Annotated in this window: 18 protein-coding genes; 12 read left to right on the top strand and 6 right to left on the bottom strand. The window is 62.4% G+C overall.

The window, feature by feature from the left end; genetic code table 11:
• The first annotated feature begins 167 nt into the window (after positions 1-167).
• Together ACWIKB_RS30510 and ACWIKB_RS30505 are read left to right on the top strand one after the other, a co-directional pair.
• Complete coding sequence (locus tag ACWIKB_RS30510; RefSeq protein ID WP_475271221.1) at positions 168-1,910, top strand: FAD-binding protein; 1,743 nt, start codon at positions 168-170, stop codon at positions 1,908-1,910.
• Positions 1,907-2,785: an SDR family NAD(P)-dependent oxidoreductase gene (locus ACWIKB_RS30505; protein ID WP_475271220.1), complete on the top strand. Its 879-nt coding sequence runs from the start codon at positions 1,907-1,909 to the stop codon at positions 2,783-2,785. The genes ACWIKB_RS30510 and ACWIKB_RS30505 overlap by 4 nt, the downstream gene beginning before the upstream one ends.
• A gap of 221 nt (positions 2,786-3,006) precedes the next feature.
• On the opposite strand, the gene ACWIKB_RS30500 is transcribed toward ACWIKB_RS30505, so the two are convergent.
• The 6 genes from ACWIKB_RS30500 to ACWIKB_RS30475 all read right to left on the bottom strand — a co-directional run bounded on the left by ACWIKB_RS30500 (position 3,007) and on the right by ACWIKB_RS30475 (position 9,550).
• Positions 3,007-4,587: a FadD3 family acyl-CoA ligase gene (locus ACWIKB_RS30500; RefSeq protein ID WP_475271219.1), complete on the bottom strand. Its 1,581-nt coding sequence runs from the start codon at positions 4,585-4,587 to the stop codon at positions 3,007-3,009.
• Positions 4,588-4,658: 71 nt separating this feature from the next.
• On the bottom strand, positions 4,659-5,405 hold the full coding sequence (locus tag ACWIKB_RS30495) for an SDR family NAD(P)-dependent oxidoreductase (protein ID WP_401325146.1): 747 nt from the start codon (positions 5,403-5,405) through the stop codon (positions 4,659-4,661).
• 99 nt (positions 5,406-5,504) lie between these two features.
• The gene (locus ACWIKB_RS30490) at positions 5,505-6,587 is read right to left on the bottom strand and encodes a 2Fe-2S iron-sulfur cluster-binding protein (protein ID WP_475271218.1); all 1,083 of its coding nucleotides are present in this window, start codon (positions 6,585-6,587) and stop codon (positions 5,505-5,507) included.
• Between the two features lie 13 nt (positions 6,588-6,600).
• Positions 6,601-7,356: a glucose 1-dehydrogenase gene (locus ACWIKB_RS30485; protein WP_401325151.1), complete on the bottom strand. Its 756-nt coding sequence runs from the start codon at positions 7,354-7,356 to the stop codon at positions 6,601-6,603.
• Complete coding sequence (locus tag ACWIKB_RS30480; RefSeq protein ID WP_475271217.1) at positions 7,344-9,023, bottom strand: FAD-binding protein; 1,680 nt, start codon at positions 9,021-9,023, stop codon at positions 7,344-7,346. Before ACWIKB_RS30480 ends, ACWIKB_RS30485 begins: the two co-directional genes overlap by 13 nt.
• 11 nt (positions 9,024-9,034) lie before the next feature.
• Positions 9,035-9,550: a flavin reductase family protein gene (locus ACWIKB_RS30475; RefSeq protein ID WP_475271216.1), complete on the bottom strand. Its 516-nt coding sequence runs from the start codon at positions 9,548-9,550 to the stop codon at positions 9,035-9,037.
• 966 nt (positions 9,551-10,516) lie between these two features.
• Between ACWIKB_RS30475 and ACWIKB_RS30470 the strand changes: the two genes are divergently transcribed.
• From ACWIKB_RS30470 to ACWIKB_RS30425, 10 genes are all read left to right on the top strand, one after another.
• Positions 10,517-11,701, top strand: a complete 1,185-nt coding sequence (locus tag ACWIKB_RS30470) for an acyl-CoA dehydrogenase family protein (protein ID WP_475271215.1) — start codon at positions 10,517-10,519, stop codon at positions 11,699-11,701.
• Positions 11,702-11,825: 124 nt separating this feature from the next.
• Positions 11,826-12,947 carry an LLM class flavin-dependent oxidoreductase gene (locus ACWIKB_RS30465; protein ID WP_401325163.1) on the top strand — a complete coding sequence of 374 codons (1,122 nt, stop codon included), beginning with the start codon at positions 11,826-11,828 and terminating at the stop codon, positions 12,945-12,947.
• Positions 12,948-13,360: 413 nt separating this feature from the next.
• A complete protein-coding gene (locus ACWIKB_RS30460) occupies positions 13,361-14,257 on the top strand; it encodes a VOC family protein (RefSeq protein ID WP_475271214.1) in 897 nt (298 codons plus the stop codon).
• Between the two features lie 11 nt (positions 14,258-14,268).
• The gene (locus ACWIKB_RS30455) at positions 14,269-15,150 is read left to right on the top strand and encodes a CoA transferase subunit A (RefSeq protein WP_475271213.1); all 882 of its coding nucleotides are present in this window, start codon (positions 14,269-14,271) and stop codon (positions 15,148-15,150) included.
• Between the two features lie 12 nt (positions 15,151-15,162).
• Positions 15,163-15,951 (top strand): CoA-transferase subunit beta, encoded by a 789-nt coding sequence (locus ACWIKB_RS30450; protein WP_475271212.1) that lies wholly within the window; start codon positions 15,163-15,165, stop codon positions 15,949-15,951.
• A gap of 25 nt (positions 15,952-15,976) precedes the next feature.
• Positions 15,977-16,849, top strand: a complete 873-nt coding sequence (locus ACWIKB_RS30445) for an enoyl-CoA hydratase (RefSeq protein ID WP_401325175.1) — start codon at positions 15,977-15,979, stop codon at positions 16,847-16,849.
• Positions 16,850-16,851: 2 nt separating this feature from the next.
• Positions 16,852-17,919 carry an NAD(P)H-dependent flavin oxidoreductase gene (locus ACWIKB_RS30440; protein ID WP_475271229.1) on the top strand — a complete coding sequence of 356 codons (1,068 nt, stop codon included), beginning with the start codon at positions 16,852-16,854 and terminating at the stop codon, positions 17,917-17,919.
• A gap of 11 nt (positions 17,920-17,930) precedes the next feature.
• Positions 17,931-18,686: an enoyl-CoA hydratase family protein gene (locus ACWIKB_RS30435; RefSeq protein ID WP_475271211.1), complete on the top strand. Its 756-nt coding sequence runs from the start codon at positions 17,931-17,933 to the stop codon at positions 18,684-18,686.
• Positions 18,687-18,696: 10 nt separating this feature from the next.
• Positions 18,697-19,863 carry an acyl-CoA dehydrogenase family protein gene (locus ACWIKB_RS30430; RefSeq protein WP_475271210.1) on the top strand — a complete coding sequence of 389 codons (1,167 nt, stop codon included), beginning with the start codon at positions 18,697-18,699 and terminating at the stop codon, positions 19,861-19,863.
• A 10-nt stretch (positions 19,864-19,873) separates the two neighbouring features.
• Positions 19,874-20,929 carry an acyl-CoA dehydrogenase family protein gene (locus tag ACWIKB_RS30425; RefSeq protein ID WP_475271209.1) on the top strand — a complete coding sequence of 352 codons (1,056 nt, stop codon included), beginning with the start codon at positions 19,874-19,876 and terminating at the stop codon, positions 20,927-20,929.
• The last annotated feature ends 175 nt before the right edge of the window (positions 20,930-21,104 follow it).

Below are 21,104 nucleotides of genomic sequence, written 5' to 3'. Positions count from 1 at the left end.
GCACTCGACAGCTCCTACAGGGAGTCAGGGAGCCTCGATCTGCGCCTTAGTCCCATCGGACGATGACCCCGCAAGACGCGCGGCGAACAATCCCGAGACCGACTGCACCGGGCGAAGATCTGGCGGCGGCGGTTTCTGCCTGATGGGCGCTGAGCAAGGGTGACCGCATGAACGCTGCCGAAATCAAATGGGATGAGTGCTGCGATGTACTGGTGATTGGCTCCGGAGCAGGGGGCATGACCGCTGCATTGCGTGCCCATGACCTGGGGCTCAATGCATTGGTGATCGAGAAGAGCGCCGAATATGGCGGCACCTCGGCGGTGTCCGGCGGTGGCATCTGGATCCCCGATAACCATCGGATCAAGGCCCTTGGCGGCAGCGATTCAGCCGCCGAGGCCATTGCCTACATTCGTGCGGTGACCCACGGCGAGATCGACGACGGGCGCATCGAGGCCTACGTCGAACACGGCCGTGAAATGGTCGAATACCTTGAACGACAGACCCGTGTGCGCTTCGAAGCGCAACCGGCTTATGCCGATTACTACCCGGAAGTCGAAGGTGGCAAACCGGGTTATCGCTCGATGGACCCGCAACCGTTTGACGCCGCCGAACTAGGCGAAGAATTCTTGCGGATGCGCGCGCCATCGCCCGGCACCCTGATGATGGGACGCATGGCGATGACCATGAAAGAAGCGCAGGTGTTGCTATGCCGTGGCCCCGGCTGGTTGCGCCTGACCCTGCGGGTGATGTGGCGCTATTGGCGTGACCGCGAGGGGCGGCGATTGTCTCGTCGCGATCGGTTCCTGACCCTGGGCAACGCGTTGATCGGTGCCCTGCGTTGTTCGTTGCAGGATCGCGGCAAGCCCCTTTGGCTGAACTGTGCACTGGAAGAATTGCTGATCGTCGGCGACCGGGTGGGCGGCGCTCGCGTCTGTCGCGACGGGCAGTTACTCAACGTCAAGGCGCGCTACGGCGTGATCATCGCGGCCGGTGGTTTCGAACGTAATCAGGCGATGCGTGAGCAATACCTGCCACAGCCGACCCAGGCGTTGTGGAGTGCCACGCCGCCGCACAATACCGGCGACGGCATCCGCGCCGGTCAGGCGATTGGCGCACGCACAGCCCTTATGGAGCACAGTTGGTGGGCGCCGACCACCCATGTCAAAGGTGAAGAAAAACAGCGTGCCCTGTTCGTCGAGCGAACCTTGCCGGGTTGCATCATGGTCAACGCCGCCGGCGAGCGTTTCGTCAACGAGGCGGCGCCCTACACCGATATCGTCTACGCGATGTACGCCAACAACCGCGAAGGCGCCGTGAGTGTGCCGTGCTGGATGGTGTTCGACGCCGAGTTCCGGCGCAAATACCCGTGTGGCGCGTTGTTGCCAGGTTATGCCCAGCGCGACTGGCAACTGCCCGAGCACCTGCGCGAGTACTTTCACAAAGCCTCGGACCTGCAAACACTGGCGCAAAAGATCGGCGTCGATGCGGCCGGGCTGGAACGCACGGTGCAGCGCTTCAACAGCATGGCCGTGCAGGGCCGCGACGACGATTTCCATAAGGGTGAATCGCTGTTCGATCGTTACTACGGCGATCCGAATGTTCAGCCCAACCCGTGTCTCGCGCCGTTGCTCAAAGGTCCGTTCTACGCCGTGTGCATCGACGCCGGCGACATCGGCACCAAGGGTGGTTTGCTGACCGATGTTCACGCCCGGGTCCTGCACGAGGATGGGCAACCGATCAATGGCTTGTATGCCATCGGTAACAGCGCCGCGTCGATGATGGGCCGCACGTACCCGGGCGCGGGTTCGACCATTGGGCCGGCGATGACCTTCGGTTACCTGGCAGCCAATCACATCAAACATCAGAGCCAGGCCAGCGCGGTCAAAAGTGCACTCAGGAGCGTCGAATGAATCAGCTACGTGAGCAAGTCGCGGTCGTGACCGGCGCCAGTCGCGGGGTCGGCCAGGGCATTGCCCTGGCCCTTGGCGCTGCGGGGATGACGGTGTACGTCACTGGACGCGCCCCGGCGCATGGCGGGTCGATGCTATACGGGCATGCGTTGCGCGGCTCCCTGGAAGACACCGCCACCGCGATTACCGCGGCCGGTGGGCGCGGCATCGCAGTGGTTTGCGATCATGGCGACGATGCGCAGGTTCAAGCGCTGTTCGCCCGGGTTGAGCAGGAATGCGGGCACCTGGATTTACTGGTGAACAATGCAGCGTTTATCCATGACCAGTTGATCGAGCCGGGACCGTTCTGGGAGAAACCGCTGGACCTGGTGCGGATCCTCGACGTCGGTCTGCGCTCGGCCTACATCGCCAGTTACTTTGCGGCGCCGTTGTTGTTGCGCAGCGGCCAGGGGTTGATCTGCTTCACCTCGTCATTCGGTGCCGGGTGTTACATGCACGGGCCGGCCTACGGTGCGCAAAAGGCCGGGGTCGACAAGCTGGCGGCTGACATGGCCATCGATTTCGAAGGGAAGGGCGTGGCGGCGTTGTCGCTGTGGCTCGGCCCGCAACTGACCGAGCGCACGCGGATTGCCGGCGAGCAGCATGGCGAGCAATACCGGGCGTTTCTGGCCAATGCCGAAACCCCGCAATTCAATGGCCGGGTGATGCATGCCTTGCTCAATGATTCGCAGTTGATGACGTTCTCCGGACAGACCTTGATCACCGCCGAAATCGCTGCTGGCTATGGCATCAGCGAAGATGAGGGCCGCCAGCCACCGTCCCATCGGGCCATGTTGGGTGACCCGCGCCAACAGCATCCAGCGCGGGTGGTCTAGCCCCCGTTATCGTGTCGAACACAAACCCTGTGGGAGCGGGCTTGCTCGCGAATGCGCAGTGTCAGTCAACATGGATGTCGAGGCTGATGGCCCCTTCGCGAGCAAGCCCGCTCCCACAAAATCAAGGTCAAAAGATCGCAGCCTTCGGCAGCTCCTTCAGGGGATTGAGTACACCTGTAGGAGTTGCCGAAGGCTGCGATCTTTTTGCGGACATCCCGGGCTCAACTGACTGACATCAACGCCCACTCACGCAACACATTCTTGGTCACTTTGCCCGCCGCGTTCAGCGGCATGCTCGCAAGCACTTGCACCCGGCGCGGGACTTTGTAGTTGGCCATCTGTTCGCGGCACCAGGCGAGGAATCGGGCCGGCTCGATCTCGCTGCCCGGCGCCGGTAGCAGGAAAGCCATCGCCACTTCACCCAGGCGCTCGTCGGGGATGCCGATGACCGCGACCTGGGCCACGCCGGGATACGTCAGCAAACAATGTTCGATCTCCGCCGGGTACACGTTGAAACCGCCAGTGATGAACATGTCCTTCAGACGATCAGTGATGCGCAAATAACCCTGTTCGTCGAGCACACCGATGTCCCCGGTGTGCAGCCAGCCATCGGCATCGACGATCTCCTGGCTGGCCTGCGGATCATTGAAATAGCCTTGCATCAGGTTGTAACCGCGCACCTGGATCTCGCCGGGGACATTGGCTGGCTGGCTGCGTCCGGTGCTGGCGACGCAGCGGATTTCGACACCGGGCATCGCGCGTCCGCTGGTATTGGCCACCAACTCCTGGGCGTCGCCTGGGCGGCAGATCGTCGCGAAACCGCAGACTTCGGTGAGGCCATAAGCGGTGACGATCGTGGCAAACCCCAGTTCATCGCGCATGCGCTGGATCATCTCTACGGGAATCGCGGCGGCCCCGGTCACCGCGACGCGCAATGAGCTCAGATCAAAATCCTTGCGTTGCGGATGGGCGAGCAGCGATTGATAAAGCGTCGGCGGCCCCGGCAACACGGTGATGCGCTCGCGCTGGACGCATTCAAGCACGGCCTGCACATCAAACACCTGCTGCGGCACGATGGTGCAACCGCGCATCAGCGCCGCCAGCCAACCGGCCTTGTAGCCGAAAGAATGGAAGAACGGATTGACGATCAGGTAGCGATCACCCTCACGCAAGCCGACGACTTCGCTCCAGTCGCGCACGATTCGCAGGTTTTGCCCGTGGCAGGTCATCACCCCTTTGGGTTTGCCGGTGGTGCCTGAGGTGAACAGCAGGTCGGACAGCGCTTGCGGGCCAACACTACGTTCGCGGGTTTGCAGTGCCAGTTGCGGCACGTCGTCCGCCCGCGCGAGAAAATCCTCCCACCCCAGGGTGCCGGATTCGCCGCCGCGCAGGGTGACGATCTGGCGCAGCGCCGGCAACGTTTCCGAGGCGAGCATGCGCGGGTAATCGGCACCCAGGAATTCACCGATGGCAAACAGCACGCAGGCGCCGCTTTCGCGCAGGATGTAACCGGCCTCGCTGCCCTTCATACGGGTGTTGAGTGGCACCAGCGCAGCGCCGACGCTCTGCAACGCGCCTGCGGCAACGATCCATTCCCAGACATTGGGCGCCCAGATCGCCACCCGATCCCCAACCTGAACGTCCAGTGCCAGCAGCGCGCGGGCGGCCTGGCGGCGCAGTTGGTTGAGCTCGCGATAACTGATCGAGCGGTGCCCATCCTCGATGGCTGCGCGGTCACCGTAGGTCTGGGCCACGTTGGCGAACAGTTGGGGAATGGTCAGTGCGTGTGCGACGGGCGGCATGGGGCCTCCTCGGCTAGAGGACAAGTGCAAAAAGGGGAGTGGCCGGGCAGGGCGCCCGGCCGGATGACGATTCAGGCGGCGGGCGGGGCGAAGCGGCGGCCGGCGGAGAAACCACCGTCCACGGCGATCATTTGCCCGCTGACGAAGGATGCTTCGTCCGAGGCCAGGAACAGCGCGACGTTGGCCACTTCTTCCGGTTGGCCCGAGCGGTTGAGCATGTGCTGTGAGGCGAAGAAGGCGTGGAAGGCTTCCTGCTCGCGGACCATGCTGGTCATCGGCGTTTCGATCAGGCCCGGGCACAAACCGTTGACGCGAATATTGGCGTAGCCGTAGTCGATGGCCATCGAGCGCGTCAGCTGGTTGATGCCGCCCTTGGAGACGTTATAGGCCACATTGCCGTCGCAGCCTTGCAGGCCGAAGATCGAGCCGACGTTGATGATCGAACCCGCGCGTTGCGCCACCATTGATTCCAGCGCGTATTTGCTGGTGAGCATGCTGCCCGTCAGGTTGATGTCCATCACCCGTTGCCAGTTGGCGGTGGTGGTCTGGGTCACGCTGCCCTGATCGGCGACACCGGCGGCGTTGACCAGCACGTCGATGCCCCCGAAATGGCTGACGACTTCTTGCATGACTTGCTGCACCTGCGCTTCATCGCGCACGTCGAGGGTCATGAACAGGCCAGGGAAATCCGCCGGTGCGGTGCCGATGTCCAGACCGACCACTTGCGCGCCTTCAGCGGCGAAGCGGCGCACACAGGCCAGACCGATCCCTGACGCGCCGCCGGTTACCACCGCGACCTTGTTCTGCAAACGAGCCATAACTGCACCTCTTTTATTGTTGTGGGCTAATGCTGTGGCCGAGTCTAACCGCAGACCCGATCAAGGTGATCGTCCGTTGAGACTATGGCTGACGAGCGCTCAATCCGGGAACTTCAGCCGTACTCGAGCGCCGGTCGGGCGGCTCTGACACGCCAGTGTCCAGCCTTCAGCCAGTTCTTTGGGGCTGAGCACATCGTTGCGTGCCAGCTGGATTTCACCTTCCTGGACCACGCACATGCAGGCTCCGCAAAACCCTTCTTCGCAGGAAGAAGGCACGTCCAGACCGGCGGCTTTGCAACTTTGCAGCAGGGTGTCGCCGGGGCGACAGGCAATTTCGTGTTGCAGGCCGTCAAGCTCAACGATCAGCGCTTCGCATGTTGAGCCGAGGGCGGCGGCCCGGGCCAGGGTTTCTGCCGCCAGCAGTTCGTCAGGATCGGGCGGCGAGACGAAACGCTCGACGTGGATGCGTTCGGCGGCTTCACCCAGTCCCAGCAGCGTGCGCTCCACGGTGTCCATAAACGGACCGGGCCCGCAGATGAAGTAGTCACCCCCCGCCGAACCGCGCAGCAAATGACGGACCTGGGCGTCGGTCAGGAAACCCTGCACCGAGTCGAGGACGTGTACCACGTGCAGTTGATCAGGATGCGCCTTGATCAACTGACACAGTTCATCCTTGAAAATCACCGAGGCTTCGTCACGGTTGGCGTAGATCAACTGGATGGGCCGCTGACTGTTGTGCAGCACCGATTTGAGAATGGAAAACACCGGCGTGATCCCCGAGCCGCCGCCGAACAGCACCAGCGGCCTTGTAGCCGATTGCTCTTCGTCCAGGCAGAAATGCCCGGCCGGTGGCAATACCTCCAGCCAGTCACCGACCTGCACTTCGTTCATCCAGTTCGACACCCGGCCGCCGTCGACCCGTTTCACTGTGACTTTGGGCAGTGCATCGGCGAACGGAGAGCTGGCCATCGAATAACAGCGGGTCAACAGCTTGCCGGCGCAGGGCACGCGAAAACTCAGGAACTGGCCCGGTTTGTAGCGAAAGCGATTACTCAGGTGCGGCGGGACATCCAGCACCAGCGAGCGCGCATCGGCGGTCTCGTCGATCACCGCGCACACTTTCAGTGAATAGCTTCCGGTTGTGGATTCGGCCGGTGTCAGGTTCTGCATCTGCGTGCCCATGTTCACCTCGGCCTCAGAGCCCGCTGATCAATTGGGCGTTGTCGACGCGAATCTCGGCACCGTTGACGAAACGCGACTCGTCCGTGGCGAGAAACAGCACCACGTTGGCGATGTCCCGTGGCGCGCACATGCGGTTCATCGGGTCCTGATCCAGGGCTTCCTGAGGGATCGGTTGGCCTCCCGTCAGAGCCTGGGTCATGGGTGTGTTGACGCCATCCGGGTGCACGCTGTTGCAGCGAATGCGGTAACCCTGCTGCTTGCAGTGCAAAGCGATAGAGCGGGTCATGGCCGCCACTGCGCCTTTTGAGGCCGAGTAGGCGCAGAACATCGGCATCGCGCCGAGCGCTGCCACCGATGACATATTGATGATCGAGCCGCCGCCGGTTTCCTTCATGGCCTGGATCGCGTATTTGCAGCCCAGGAAGTAGCCGTCGCCATTGATCTTCTGCACCTTCTGCCACAGCTCCAGCGTGGTGTCTTCGATGCTGCCCAGCGCCAGGATCGCAGCGTTGTTCACCAGTACGTCGAGACGCCCGAAGTGTTCCAGGGTGGTTTTGATGACGTGTTGCCAGTCGCTTTCGCTGGCAATGTCGTGACGAATGAACAGCGCGTTGCTGCCGATTTGCGAGGCAACCTGGTGTCCGGCTTCTTCGTTGAGATCGGTCAGTACTACCTTGGCGCCTTCACGGGCCAACAGCAGGGCGTCTTCGCGACCGATGCCGCTGGCGGCGCCGGTGATGATGCAGACTTTGCCTTCTACACGTTGCATTGTTGTTCTCCTGAGCGTGTGGTTTGAAGTGCGACTTGGTCGGCCACATGGGCCGCGGCCCGGCGACCGGAATAAATGCAGTCGGCCAGCGACAGGCCGGACACATACAAATTGGAAGCAACCCCGACCGCATTACGCCCTGCGCTGTACAGGCCGCGAATCGGGGCGTCGGCATGGTCCAGCACCTGGCCGCTGCGTTCGCAGACTTTCAACCCGCCGAGGGTGATGACCGGGCAGGGGAACAGGCGACTGGCGAAGGACAGATCGAGGGCGTACCACGGACCCTGGTCCATGTCGGCGAGCATGGCGGACGACTTGCCGAAGGCATCGATGATTTCGCCCCGCGCAGCGCGGCTGTAGGTCTGCACGCTGTGTTGCAGGGATTCGGCGGGCAGCCCGCAGCGCTTGGCCAGTTTCGTCAGGCTGTTGCTGCGCCTGGCGTTGAACAGCAAGTTGAGCAACACCGGCAGGCGCTGGAATTGCCAGACTTTGCCCGGGCCGACCTGACGCAATGCCTCACGCACCAGCGCCCGGTTGAGTAGCAGAATCGCGCGGCCGTCGTGTTCCTCGACCATGATGTGGCCGAGGGTCGCGCCGTAGATTTCTTCGTTGGCATAACGCTGGCCACGCGCGTTGACGATCAACCCCCGGGCCCAGGCCAGCGGCGGGTTGATAAAGCGCCAGGCGCTGACTTTGTCCAGCCGCGCCACGCTCCCGCCCGCGCTCAGGCCCAGTGCGATGCCGCTGCCGTTGCAGCCGGTGGTCCCCAGCGGCAAACCGGCCAGATAATGTGGTGCATGGCGGCGGACCCACTGGCGATTGAAAATAAAGCCTCCGCTGCTCAGCAACACACCGTGTTCGGCGCGAATCAGCTGACGCTCGGCATGGGTCTGCTCGATGCGGCGCAAGCGGGCGCGTAAACGGTCGGCCAAGGCCGGGGCGTACATGTGGATGGCGCTGGCCCAGCGAGAGAGTCGCGCATGATGACGGGCGGCGGGACTGTCGGGCGGCAGGTACCAGGCTTCGACTCCCAGCACGTGATCGTTCATGTCGAGCACCAGGCGCCGCACTTCGCACTGGCTGCGCAACCGCGCACCGTGGCGCAAGGCGCTGGCCTTGAGTGGGGCGAAGAGGCTGGCGCCGGACATGCCGGGGCCTTTGGTGCGATGGCCGCGCGGTGCCGGTTTGGCAGTGGCGGCATAGGCCGGCACGGCTTCGTTGCCGGAGTAATAGAGGTAGTACTGATCGCTTGGGTACGAGGTTTTATGCGGTGGCACGCTGGATTCGAACGCGACACCCTGACGCTCCAGCCATGCCAGTTGCTCGACGCTGCCTTCGCAGAAACTTCGCAAGGTCTGGCTGTTGACCGCTTCACCGACTTCCTGACGCAGGTAATTGAACATCGCGTCGCTGCTGTCGTCATAACCCGCCTGGCGCTGATACGGCGTGCCGCCACCGGCATACACCACGCCGCCACTGAGTGCCGTTGCGCCGCCGCCTTCGAAGCGGTCCAGCGCCAGTACTGCCAAATCGCGACTGGCGGCTTCGATGGCGGCACACGCGCCGGCACCGCCGAAACCGACCACCAGCAGGTCGCAGCGGTCATCCCAGTGCAACTGGTCGGCGCTGTTCACTCGCAACGCTGTCAACCCGTTCAGGCTGTCCATTTTTTCTGGCCTCAGCCGGCGACGGCGAAGGAGGGGACGGGGTTGGCGGTGGTGGTGTAGCTGCCGTCGAGGTACACCAGTGGGGTGATGGTGTCGCTGGTGTGGATTTGCAGGATGCGTCCGATGAAGACGGTGTGGGTGCCGTAGCTGAAGTGGCCGTCCTGGCGGCAGAGGATCGCCGATTGGGCGTCGCCCAGGTAGGGGATGCCGCCGGCGCTGGTGAGCCAGTTGCCGCGGTCGAACCGTGCTTCGCCTTTGATGGCGCCGCTGCACAGGTGGGCGAGGTCTTGTTGGTCGATGCCTAGGATGTTGACGCAGAAGTCGGCGCCGGTGGCTAACGCTGCGTGCGGTGAGGCGGTTTTGTTGACGCAGATAAGTAGCGACGGTGGTTCGGTGCTGAGGGAGTCGACGGCTGTGGCGGCCATGGCGAACCGCTCGGAGCCGTTGCTGGTGCTGATGATGGTGACTGATTTGGCCAGGCGGCGCATGGCCTGGAGCATGTCGGCTTTCAGATTGATGTCGTTCATTGCACTAGCCCTTTCGTTGTGCCTGGAGTGCGATGGATTCTTGCTCTTGCTCTGGGTTGTAACATCGTCCGAGGGGACTAGGCCTTGGCGGCCTCTGGGCCGACCAGGTTGTGGGTGGTTGGGTGTATATCCGTTGCTGCGGTTATGGCCGCTTATGGTTTCGCTCTTACAGCGAGTCCCTTTTGGCAAACGCCCCAAAAGGAACCAAAAGGTCTCGCCCCGGCGTCCGGCCCCTCGCTTAGGCTCGGCGTTCCTTCGTTCCGGTATTCATCTGGGGGCATCGCCTACGGTCTGCTTCGCGACGACCTCCTCTCGATGTGTGCGGCTTCGCCGCACGGCGCTACGCGCCCACCCCCCAGCTGAACACCTCCACTCAGCCTCCCGAAGGGGCGGGTGGGTCAAGATCGAGGGCAGGCGAGCTAACGCTCGGCCTTGAGTGGTGAGGAGCGGGGCGGTGTATGCCGCTCCGCTTTTGATGTTGTAGGAGCGAGGCTTGCCCGCGAAGGCGCTCTGACAACCAACCCATCTCTCCCGGATGCACTCGATCAATTTGTAGGAGCAAGGTTTGCCCGCGAAGGCGTCCTGCCGGCTAACCCATTCCTCCCGAACGCACTCGGCCCAAATTGTAGGAGCGAGGCTTGCCCGCGAAGGCGTCCTGCCAGCTAACCCATTCCTCCCGAACGTACTCGGCCCAATTGTGGGAGCGAGCCTGCTCGCGAAGGCGCCCTGACAACCAACCCATCTCTCCCGGATGTATGCATTCCCCCGTAGGAGCTGCCGAAGGCTGCGATCTTTTGATCCTGCTTGGTTTTTCGCGGTTCTCCACTCGACATGGTCCGTTTGAGGGATGTCCGCTGCGCTGTGCATTGTTTGAATACCGCGGTGGAGGCGAGCACCGCTGGTGCTGCATCCGCCCCGCTGCACGCGCGCCCCGGCGGATGGGGTGACCAGAGGAGAACAATAAAAATGCTCAACCAAGACCTGATTCGCCAGCGTCTGAGCCAACGTGCCCGCGAGTTGGTGCCGATTCTGCGTGAACGTGCCCCGCATGCCGCGCAACTGGGCCAATTGTCTGAAGAGACCCTGCGCGATTTCCACGATGCCGGGTTCTTTCGCATCCTTCAGCCGTCGCGCTGGGAAGGCTATGAGCTGGAGCCCAAGGACTTTTTCGAGGTGCAGATGACCCTCGCCGAGGGCTGCATGTCTTCGGCCTGGGTGCTCGGTGTGGTCGCGATCCATAACTGGCAACTGGCGCTGTTCGATGACCGCGCGGCGCAGGATGTCTGGGGCACCGATTCCAGTGTGCTGATTTCTTCTTCCTATATGCCGGTGGGCAAGGTCGAGCGGGTCGAGGGCGGTTTCAAATTGAGTGGGCGCTGGGGGTTTTCTTCTGGCAGCAAGCATTGCGACTGGGTCTTCCTCGGCGCGCTGGTGCCGCCTGCGGAGGCGGGTGGGGCGCCGGATTACCGGACTTTCCTGCTGCCGCGCAGTGACTACCAGATCCTCGATAACTGGAATGTCATGGGCCTGGAAGCCACCGGTTCCCACGACATTCTGGTGGAAAACGCCTTCGTGCCGGAGTACCGCACGCACCGGGCCTTCGACGGTTTCATGCAGGACAGCCCAGGCAATGCGGTGAACACCGCGCCGCTGTTTCGACTGCCGTTCGGGCAGATTTTTGTGCGCGCGGTGTCGTCGTCGGCCATCGGCGCGCTGCAAGGTGCAGTCGATCAGTTTATCGAGCACAACCGTGCGCGGGTCGGGGTCAACGACGGTCGCAAAATGGTCCAGGACCCGGCCGCGCAATCGGCACTGGCCAACGCTATGGTCTGCGTTGATGAGTGCAAGACCGTGTTGCTGCGCAACTTCGCCCTGATGCTGCAGCGGGCGCAAAACGCCGAACCGTTAAGCATGCCGGAGCGGGTGAAGATGCGTTACGACTCGGCGCTGGTGGCCGACAAATGCGCCAAAGCGGTCGCCGAGCTGATGTTCAACAGCGGCGCCTCGACGATCTTTCGCGGGCATGCAATCAACCGGGCGTTTCGTGACATTCACACCGGTCGCGCCCACGTTGCCAACAACCCGGCCAAGTACGCCTGGAACCTCGGCGGCGTGAGCATGGGCTCGGACAGCAACGACTTTTTTCTCTGACCTTTTGCACCTGAATCAGCTAGTCCGTTTGCGTGATTCGAGCGCCGCTTTGATGGCCGAGCATGGGCCCAAGGCGTAGGTCTCAGGCGCCGACTGCGCATCTATATAGACACAAGGATCAACCATGAAATTTTCCCTGATTTACGAAGCCCAGACGGTGGATTCCAGCCGCGAAGGTGACCGCCGGATTTTCGAAGACACGGTCGAGCAAGCGGTGCTGGCCGACAAGCTTGGTTTCGACACGTTCTGGTGCGTGGAACACACGGCGCTGAGTAACTACTCGCACATGTCCGCGCCGGAAACCATGCTGGCGTTCGTCGCCGGCAAAACCGAGCGCATTGGCATTGGCCACGGCGTGGTCTGCCTGCCACCGGCAATGAACCACCCGGTGAAAGTGGCGGAACGCATTGCCACCCTCGACCTGCTGTCCAAGGGCCGTGTGCACTTTGGCGTTGGCAAGGGCGGCACTCAACAGGAGGCCGGCACCTTCGGTTACGACCTGGCGACGTTGCAACCGCAGATCGACGAGATGATGTACCTGATCCCGAAGATGTTCGTGCAGGACGAAATCGAGCATAACGGCGACTTCGTGCAAATCCCGAAACGACCGATCCATCCCAAGCCTTATCAAGACCCGCACCCGCCGATGTACCTGGCCTGCACTAACACCGAATCGCTGAAAAAGGCTGGTGGTCGCGCCATGGGCGCCTTGGTGCTGGGCTTCGGTGGCCCGGAAGAAATCGCCAAGAAGGTCGAGGTTTATCACGAAGCCTTTGATAGTCGCGATGAGAAGCAGCAGGTGGGTTTCCGTCCCAATCGCCACATCGCCGCGTTGTGCCCGGCGATTGTGCTGGAAGACAACGAAGAAGCGCGCCGTATTGGTATTCGTGGCCAGCGCTACTTCATGGAGTCGTTGGGTTACTGGTATGGCGGAGGCGAACGCCCGGACCCGGAGAAGTGGAAGGACGATACCTTCGTCGATGGCAACGGCCAGAGCGTGATCAAGTCGCGCTTTGCCTCGGAAGAAGTCAGCGTCGATTTCTCCGACCCGACCATGGCCATGATGAACCCCAACCACGCCTACGGCACGGTCGAGGATTGCATCGGTTACGTGCAGCGACTGATCGATGCCGGTGCCGACGAGATTCTGTTCATCTGCCAGATGGGCACCGTGCCGCAGTGGGCGCAGTTGGAGACCTTACGTAATATTGGCGAGAAAGTGATTCCACATTTTCGTAAGGCGTAAAGCTCGACACTCAAGCCATTGAACACCGCATCCCCTCCCTGTGGGAGCGAGCCTACTCGCGAAGGCGGCCTCACATTCAACATCGATGTTGACTGTCATGGCCTCTTCGCGAGCAGGCTCGCTCCCACAAGTTCACCAGCACCCACAATCCCCTGTAGGAGCTGCCGAAGGCTGCGATCTTTTGACCTTGATTCTGGGTGATCCCAAGTCGATCAAGATCAAAAGATCGCAGCCTTCGGCAGCTCCTGCAGGTATCCCTCACTGTCCGTTTTCTTATCCCTGAGCCATCCATTCCCGCTAGTCCCATTGGACGATGTTGGCGCTCCTCGAACCCGCTTGAATAGCCCTACATAAAGTCTCCCCCGGCCATCGCCGAAGGGCGGCTCGGCCTGACAAAAACGAGGAGTGCATCCATGGATATCCGTGGTCTGGGTTACGTCACCCTGTTATCCAGCGACCTGGCACAATGGCGTCAGTATGCAAGCCAGGTGCTGGGCATGATGGTTGTCGGCAACGATGACGATGAGCGCCTGTACCTGAAAATGGACGAGCGCCACTACCGCATCCTGGTGCAGAAAAGCGCCGACAACGGCTTCGGTACCTGCGGCTGGGAAGTGGCGGGCAAAGCGGCCCTCGAACAGGCAGTCGTCGACCTGCAACAGGCCGACGTGCAAGTCACTCGCGGCACCGTGGCCGAAGCCGAGCTGCGTAAAGTCCAGGAACTGGTGCACTTCAGCGACCCGGATGGCAATCGCCACGAACTGTTCTGGGGCCCGTTGCAGGACTTCGCACGCTTCGTTTCACCGGTCGGGGTCAAGGGCTTTGTCACCAGCGAGCTGGGCATGGGCCACGTGGTATTGCCGGCACCGAGCTTTGAGCGTTGCCGGGATTTCTACGAGCAGGTGCTCGGTTTCGGGCTGTCCGACTTGATGAAAGTGCGCTTCACCCCGGACCCGGCTGAGCCGCAAAAGCGCATTCACTTCCTGCACTGCAATAACGGTCGGCACCACTCGCTGGCGATTTTCGAGTGCCCGATGCCCCACGGTTGCGTGCACATGATGGTTGAGGTCAACGCGCTGGACGAAGTCGGTCGAGCGCTGGACCGGGTGCACGCCAACGGCGTGAAGCTGTCGGCCACTCTTGGCCAGCACACCAACGATCAGATGATCTCGTTCTACATCAAAACGCCGTCCGGGTTTGACCTGGAATACGGCTGCGATGGCCTGGTGGTCGACTGGGATCGCCACACCCCGTTTGAAAGCACCGTGGTCAGCCACTGGGGCCACGATTTCAGTGTCGGCCGCCAATGAGGAAGATGACGATGGACAAGCGAATGACCACGGCCGAGATGGTCGGCCAACTGCGTGACGGCATGACCATCGGTATCGGTGGTTGGGGCCCGCGACGTAAACCCATGGCGCTGGTGCGCGAAATTCTGCGCTCGGACCTCAAGGACCTCACCGTGGTCGCCTACGGCGGCGCCGACGTCGGCATGCTCTGTGCTGCCGGCAAGATCAAGAAACTGATCTTCGCCTTCGTCTCCCTGGATTTCATTCCACTGGAACCGTACTTCCGCAAGGCCCGCCAGGAAGCGGCGCTGCAGGTGATGGAAATCGACGAAGGCATGCTGCTGCTCGGCCTGCGAGCGGCGGCGATGAATGTGCCGTTTATTCCGACGTCGGTGGGCCTGGGCACCGATGTGTTGCGCCACAACCGCCAGATCAAGCTGATCGCCTCGCCGTATGCCGATGGCAAGGATTGGGTCGCCATGCCAGCGCTCAAGCTCGATGCGGCGCTGATTCATGTTGATCGCGCCGATGTCCGCGGGGTGTGCCAGATCAGCGGTCCCGATCACTACATGGACGACCTGTTCGTGCGGGCCGCGACCCACAGCTACGTCACCTGCGACGAACTGCTCGACAGCGAGGCTTTCCATGCCGACCCCGGGCACGCGCATCAAGTGTTCTGGGAACGCAACCTGACCACTGCGGTGGCCCACGTGCCGGGCGGGGCGCATCCGTCATCTTGCGCGCCGCTCTACGGTTTCGACGTGGCGCACTTCAAGGCCTACAACGCTTCGGCCCAAGCCGTCGATGGCTGGCAGAACTATGTCCGAGACTACGTCGACTGCACCCACGAACAGTACCTGGACAAGGTCGGCGGCCTGGCTGCGATTCATCAACTGCCGTTGCCGATTTTCTGAGGGAGCCTTGCGATGAGCACTACTACTTACAGCCTCGCCGAACTAATGATTTGCGCTGCCTCCGAGGCCTGGCGCGACGATGGCGAGGTGTTGGCCAGCGGCATCGGCGTGATCCCGCGCCTCGCCGCGTCACTGGCCATGCTCAGCAGCAATCCGCAGCTGCTGATGACCGACTCCGAAGCCTACATGGTCGCCGAACCGGTGCCCTTGGGCGCGCGCAACGGCTATCAGCCCAAGCGCGATAGCTGGATGGGATTCTCGCGGATTTTCGACAACGTCTGGGGTGGCAAGCGCCATGCGTTGGTCGGTCCGACCCAGATCGACCGTTTCGGCCAGGCCAATATTTCGTGCATCGGTGACTACGCCAAACCCAAGGCGCAGATGCTCGGGGTGCGCGGTTTTCCCGGTAACTCGATCAGCCACGCCAATTCCTTTTGCGTGCCCAGCCACAACCGTCGGGTGTTCGTCGAAGGCGAGGTCGATATGGTCGCTTCGGTCGGCTACAACCCGGCGCGTCTGGCGCGAGGCTGGTCGCTGGACGACATTGATATCCGCCTGATCATCACTGACCTCTGCGTGCTGGATTTCCAAGGTCCGCTACGGCAAATGCGCATTCGCTCGCTGCACCCCGGCGTCACCGTGGCTGAAGTCCAGGACAACACCGGATTCGAATTGCATGTGCCGCCAGACTGCCCGACCACGGCCGCACCGACTGCCGGGCAACTGCAACTGATCCAGCGTCTGGACCCGCACAACCTGCGCGCCACTCAGCTCAAAGACAACCCGCCAGGCCAACGCTGAGCGCCCCCGGTTTTGGAGAAAAGTGATGGCTGAACATAACGACAAGAACGAGGCCGAGGTGGTGCTCTACGAAGTGCGCGGTGCGGTGGCCCTGGTCACCATGAACCGCCCGGAGTACCACAACGCGCAGAACTCGCAGATGACCTACGCGCTGGACGCGGCGTTTCGCCGGGCCTGTGATGACGATGAGGTGAAAGTCATCGTGCTGCGTGGCGCTGGCAAGCATTTTTCCGCCGGGCACGACATCGGCACGCCGGGCCGCGATGTGCATCAGACGTTTGACCGCGCGAGCCTTTGGTACGACCACACCAACAAACCGGGTGGCGAATTTCTCTATGCCCGGGAGCAGGAAGTCTATCTGGGCATGTGCCGGCGCTGGCGCGAAATGCCCAAGCCGACCATCGCGATGGTTCAGGGCGCGTGCATCGCCGGCGGGTTGATGCTGGCCTGGGTCTGCGACCTGATCGTCGCCAGTGAGGATTCTTACTTCGCCGATCCAGTGGTGCGCATGGGCATTCCCGGCGTCGAGTATTTCGCCCATGTGCATGAGTTGAATCCGCGCATTGCCAAGGAATTTCTGTTCCTTGGTGAGCGTATGCCGGCGGCGCGCGCCTACCAGATGGGCATGCTCAATCGGGTGGTTGCCCGGGACGCACTGGAGCAGGAAACCCTCGATATCGCCGGGCGCATCGCACAGATGCCGCGCCTCGGTCTGCAACTGAGCAAACAAGCGGTCAACAACGCTGAAGACCTGATGGGCAAGCGCGCGACCATGGACATGGTGTTCGGTCTGCACCACTTCGCCCATGCCCACAATGAACTGGTGTCCGGGGACCGTCTCGGCGGTTATGACGCCAAGGCCATGGCCAGTTCGCAACGCCCATCGGGTGGGGCATGAACATGGCCATTTCGCTGAATACCCGTTTGACCGAGTTGCTCGGCTGCCGCTATCCGATTATCCAGACCGCCATGGGCTGGGTCGCCGACCCGAAACTGGTGGCGGCGACGGGCAATGCCGGTGGCTTCGGTTTTCTCGCCGGGGCGACCATCGAACCGCAACGAATGGAGGCGGCAATCCTCGAAACCCGGCGCCTGACCGACCAGCCGTTCGGGGTCAATTTTCATATGTACCAGGCCAACGCCGGCGACATCGTCGAGTTGGTCTTGCGCCACAAGGTGCGGGCGGTCAGTTACAGCCGTTCGCCCGGCAAGCAGATGATCAGCCGTTTGAAGGACGCAGGCGTGGTGTGCATTCCCACCGTCGGTGCGTTAAAGCACGCGCAGAAAGCGGTGGAAATGGGCGCCGACGCGGTGACCGTACAGGGCGGTGAGGGTGGCGGGCATACCGGCTCGGTGCCGACTTCATTGTTGCTCGATCAAGTGGTCAATGCGGTCTCGGTGCCGGTGGTGGCGGCGGGTGGTTTCAAGGATGGCAACGGTCTGGTGTCGGCCCTGGCCTACGGCGCCGAGGGCATTGCCATGGGCACGCGTTTTCTGATGTGCGCCGACAGCCCGGTGCCGCAGGCGACGTTGGCCCGATACCTGGCGGTCAATGACCCGGCGACGATCATCATCAGTCGCGCCATCGACGGCATGCCGCAACGGATGATCCGCAACGAATTGCTCAACCAGCTCGAAGCCAGTGGCGGTCTCAAACGTTGGTTGCTGGCGGTACAGAGTGGCCTCGCTTACCGCCGTCACAGCGGTATGAGCTTGATTCAACTGCTGGCCAGTGCACTGAAGATGCGTGGCAGCGGTGAGCTGACGGCCGCGCAAAGCCTGATGGCCGCCAACGCGCCGATGGTGATCCAGAAAGCCATGGTCGACGGTCAACCGGCGGTCGGCGTGCTGCCCGCCGGGCAGATCGCGGCCTCCATCGACAGCTTGCCCAGCTGCGCCCAATTGATTGAGCAGATCGTGCGCGACGCCGAAACGCGTCTGGGCGAACTGTGTCGCCGTGTGTCGTGAAGGGGAAAGGCATGAAACCATTTAGCGTCAGCATCGATAACGGCATTGCCGAGCTGGTGTTCAACCAGCCACCGGTCAACGCCTTCAACTGCCAGGGCTGGGCCGATATCGCCAGCGAGATCGAATGCCTCGGTCGCGACAGCACGGTGCGAGTCATCGTGATTCGTGCCGAAGGTCGCGGCTTTTGCGCCGGGGTTGACATCAAGGAACTGGCCGCCGATGGCAACCTGATTGTCGCGGTGAACAAGGGCAACTACGACAGTTTCAAGGCGATCCACCGCAACCCGAAACCGGTGATCGTTGCGGTGCACGGCTTCGTACTGGGCGGCGGTATCGGCATCTGTGGCGCTGCCGACATCCTGGTGGCGTCCGAGTGCGCCACCTTCGGCGTGCCCGAAGTGGATCGTGGTGCGATGGGCGGCGGCGCGCATTTGCAGCGGCTGTTCCCGGTGCAGAAGGTGCGGCACATGTACTTCACCGGCGAGATGATCGACGCCACCGAGGCCTGGCGCCTCGGAGCGGTGGAGCGCGTGGTCAAGCGCGAGGATTTGCGTGAGGCCGCGCTGCAGATCGCCCGCGCCATCGCCGCCAAGAGCCCGGCGATGATCAGCCTGGCCAAGGAAGCGCTGAACGGCATCGAAGACGGCCATCTGGAAGACAAATACCGCTGGGAGCAGGGCTTCACGCTTGAAGCCTATCGCTCACTGGACTCTCAGGAAGCACGCGACTCGTTCGTCGAGAAACGCGATGCCCGATTCAACGGCTAAGGGCACTCTCATGGACCTGACTTATACACCAGCCCAGCAGGCCTTTCGCGCCGAAGCGCGAACCTGGCTGGCGGCCAATGTACCGCGCGCTGCGCTGCAATCGTTCGACACCGAGCAAGGCTTTGCCGAGCACCGAGCCTGGGAAGCCCGGCTCAACGAGGGCCGCTGGGGCATGGTGACCTGGCCGACCGAACTCGGCGGGCGCGGTTGCGACCTGATCGAGTGGCTGATTTTCGAAGAGGAATACTACCGCTCCGGCGCCCCGGCACGGGTCAATCAGAACGGCATCTTCCTGCTCGGCCCGACGCTGATGGAATACGGCAGCGAGGCGCAGAAAGCGCGTTTTCTGCCGCGCATGGCCACGGGTGAAGACATTTGGGCCCAGGCCTGGTCCGAGCCGGGTGCCGGTTCCGACATGGCGGCGATTCGCTCGAAGGCCGAACGGGTGGGCGACCACTACGTGATCAACGGCCAGAAAACCTGGTCGACCCGGGCCGTTTGGGCCGATTGGGTGTTTGGCATTTTTCGCACCGACCCGCACTCGCAACGCCACCAAGGCCTGACCTTTATCCTGCTACCGCTCGACAGTCCGGGAATCACCGTACGGCCAATTCCACAACTCAATGGTTTGCCGGGTTTCGCCGAAATCTTTTTCGACGACGTCAAGGTCCCGGTGGAAAACGCCTTGGGCGGCGAGGGCATGGGTTGGCATGTGGCGATGTCCACCGCCGGTTTCGAACGTGGATTACTGCTGCGCTCACCGGCACGTTTTCAGGAAACCGCCCGGCGCCTGGTGCAGCTTTACCAGGCCAACCGCGAGCAGGCCGACCGCGATCCGGCGATTGGCGAAGCGGTGATGCGCGCCTGGCTGGACGCCGAGGCTTACACCTTGAGCACCTACATGACCGCCTCGCAATTGGTGCAGGGCGGCAAGATCGGCGCGGAATCCTCGACCAATAAAATCTTCTGGTCGGAGCTCGATCAGCGCATGCACGACACTGCCATGAGCATTCTCGGCCTGCGCAGCGAGCTGCTGCCCGAAGCGCCGGCCGCCGGCGATGTCGGCCATTGGCTGGAAGGTTTTCTGTTTGCCCAGGCCGGGCCGATCTACGCCGGCACCAACGAGATACAACGCAACATCATCGCCGAACGCATGCTCGGCATGCCGCGTGCCTGAGGAATCGACCATGGACTTTAGTTTCAGCCGCGACCAGTTGCTGTTTCAGGACAATGTCAGAAGTTTTCTGATCAACGAAGTCACCCCGGAACGCCTTCGCGAACTTTGGCTCAGCGACAGTGGGCGCAGCGATCAATTGTGGGCGCAATTGGTGGCGCTGGGCCTGACCGCGCTGACCGTGCCCGAGGCGCATGACGGGATGGGCATGAATGAGCTGGATTTCATTCTGCTGGCTCAGGAATGCGGTTATGCCGGTTTGCCCGAACCGCTGGTGGACACAATGCTGATCGGCGTGCCAATGCTCGCTGCCCTGGATGAAAGCCATGCGGCGCTCAAGCATCTGTGGCTGTCGCGTGTTGCCGAAGGTCGCGCCCGGTTGGCGGTTGCCGAGCCGGGCAACCCGCTGGTCAGCGATGCCCACGTCGCCGATCTGCTGTTGCTGGCTCATGGCGATGAGGTGCATGCGGTTGAGCGTGACGCCGTGCGACTGACCCGCAACGTGTCAGTCGATCCCAGTCGCCAGCTGTTTCAGGTCGACTGGACGCCGACGAGCGCCACCTGCGTGGCTACCGGTGAGCGGGGCCGGCGCTTGTGGGCCGCGGCCTTCAACCGTGGTGCATTGGGCACTGCTGCGCAATTGCTTGGGCTGGCCAAACGCATGGTCGACCTCGCGGTGGATTACACCTTTGAACGCAAGCAGTTCGGCAAACCGGTCGGTTCGTTTCAGGCGGTCAAGCATTTGATGGCCAACGTCGCGGTGCAGATCGAGTTCGCCAAAGGGCCGCTGTATCGCGCGGCGTATGCGCTGGCCGAGCAACAACCGGGGCAGGACGTGCTGGTGTCGCACGCCAAACTGGCGACGGCGGAAGCGGCCCTGCTCGCCGCGAAAAACACGATCCAGGCCCACGGCGCCATGGGTTACACCTGGGAGGTCGACCTGCATCTGTTCATGAAACGGGCCTGGGCGCTGGACAAGGTCTGGGGCGATCGCGGCCGGCACAAGGGGCGAATCCGAACGGCGCTGTTCGAGGCTGACCACGCCCTGGGTGCCGGCAACACTTTCTGATGGCAATGCGAGGCAGTCCAGCTGAAAAGACACTGTGGGAGCGAGCCTGCTCGCGAATGGGCCATCTGGTCAGATTTGATGATTACTGCCCCGTCGCTTTCGCGAGCTGGCTCGCTCCCACAGGGATTTCGGCACCGTTACTGACTGGCATTGGCCAATGTGCCTGACTTCAACT

The organism is Pseudomonas sp. 5Vm1k (genome assembly GCF_056161485.1).
The sequence above is the reverse complement of the archived record's forward strand: the minus strand, read 5'-3'. Positions and strand labels throughout refer to the sequence as shown.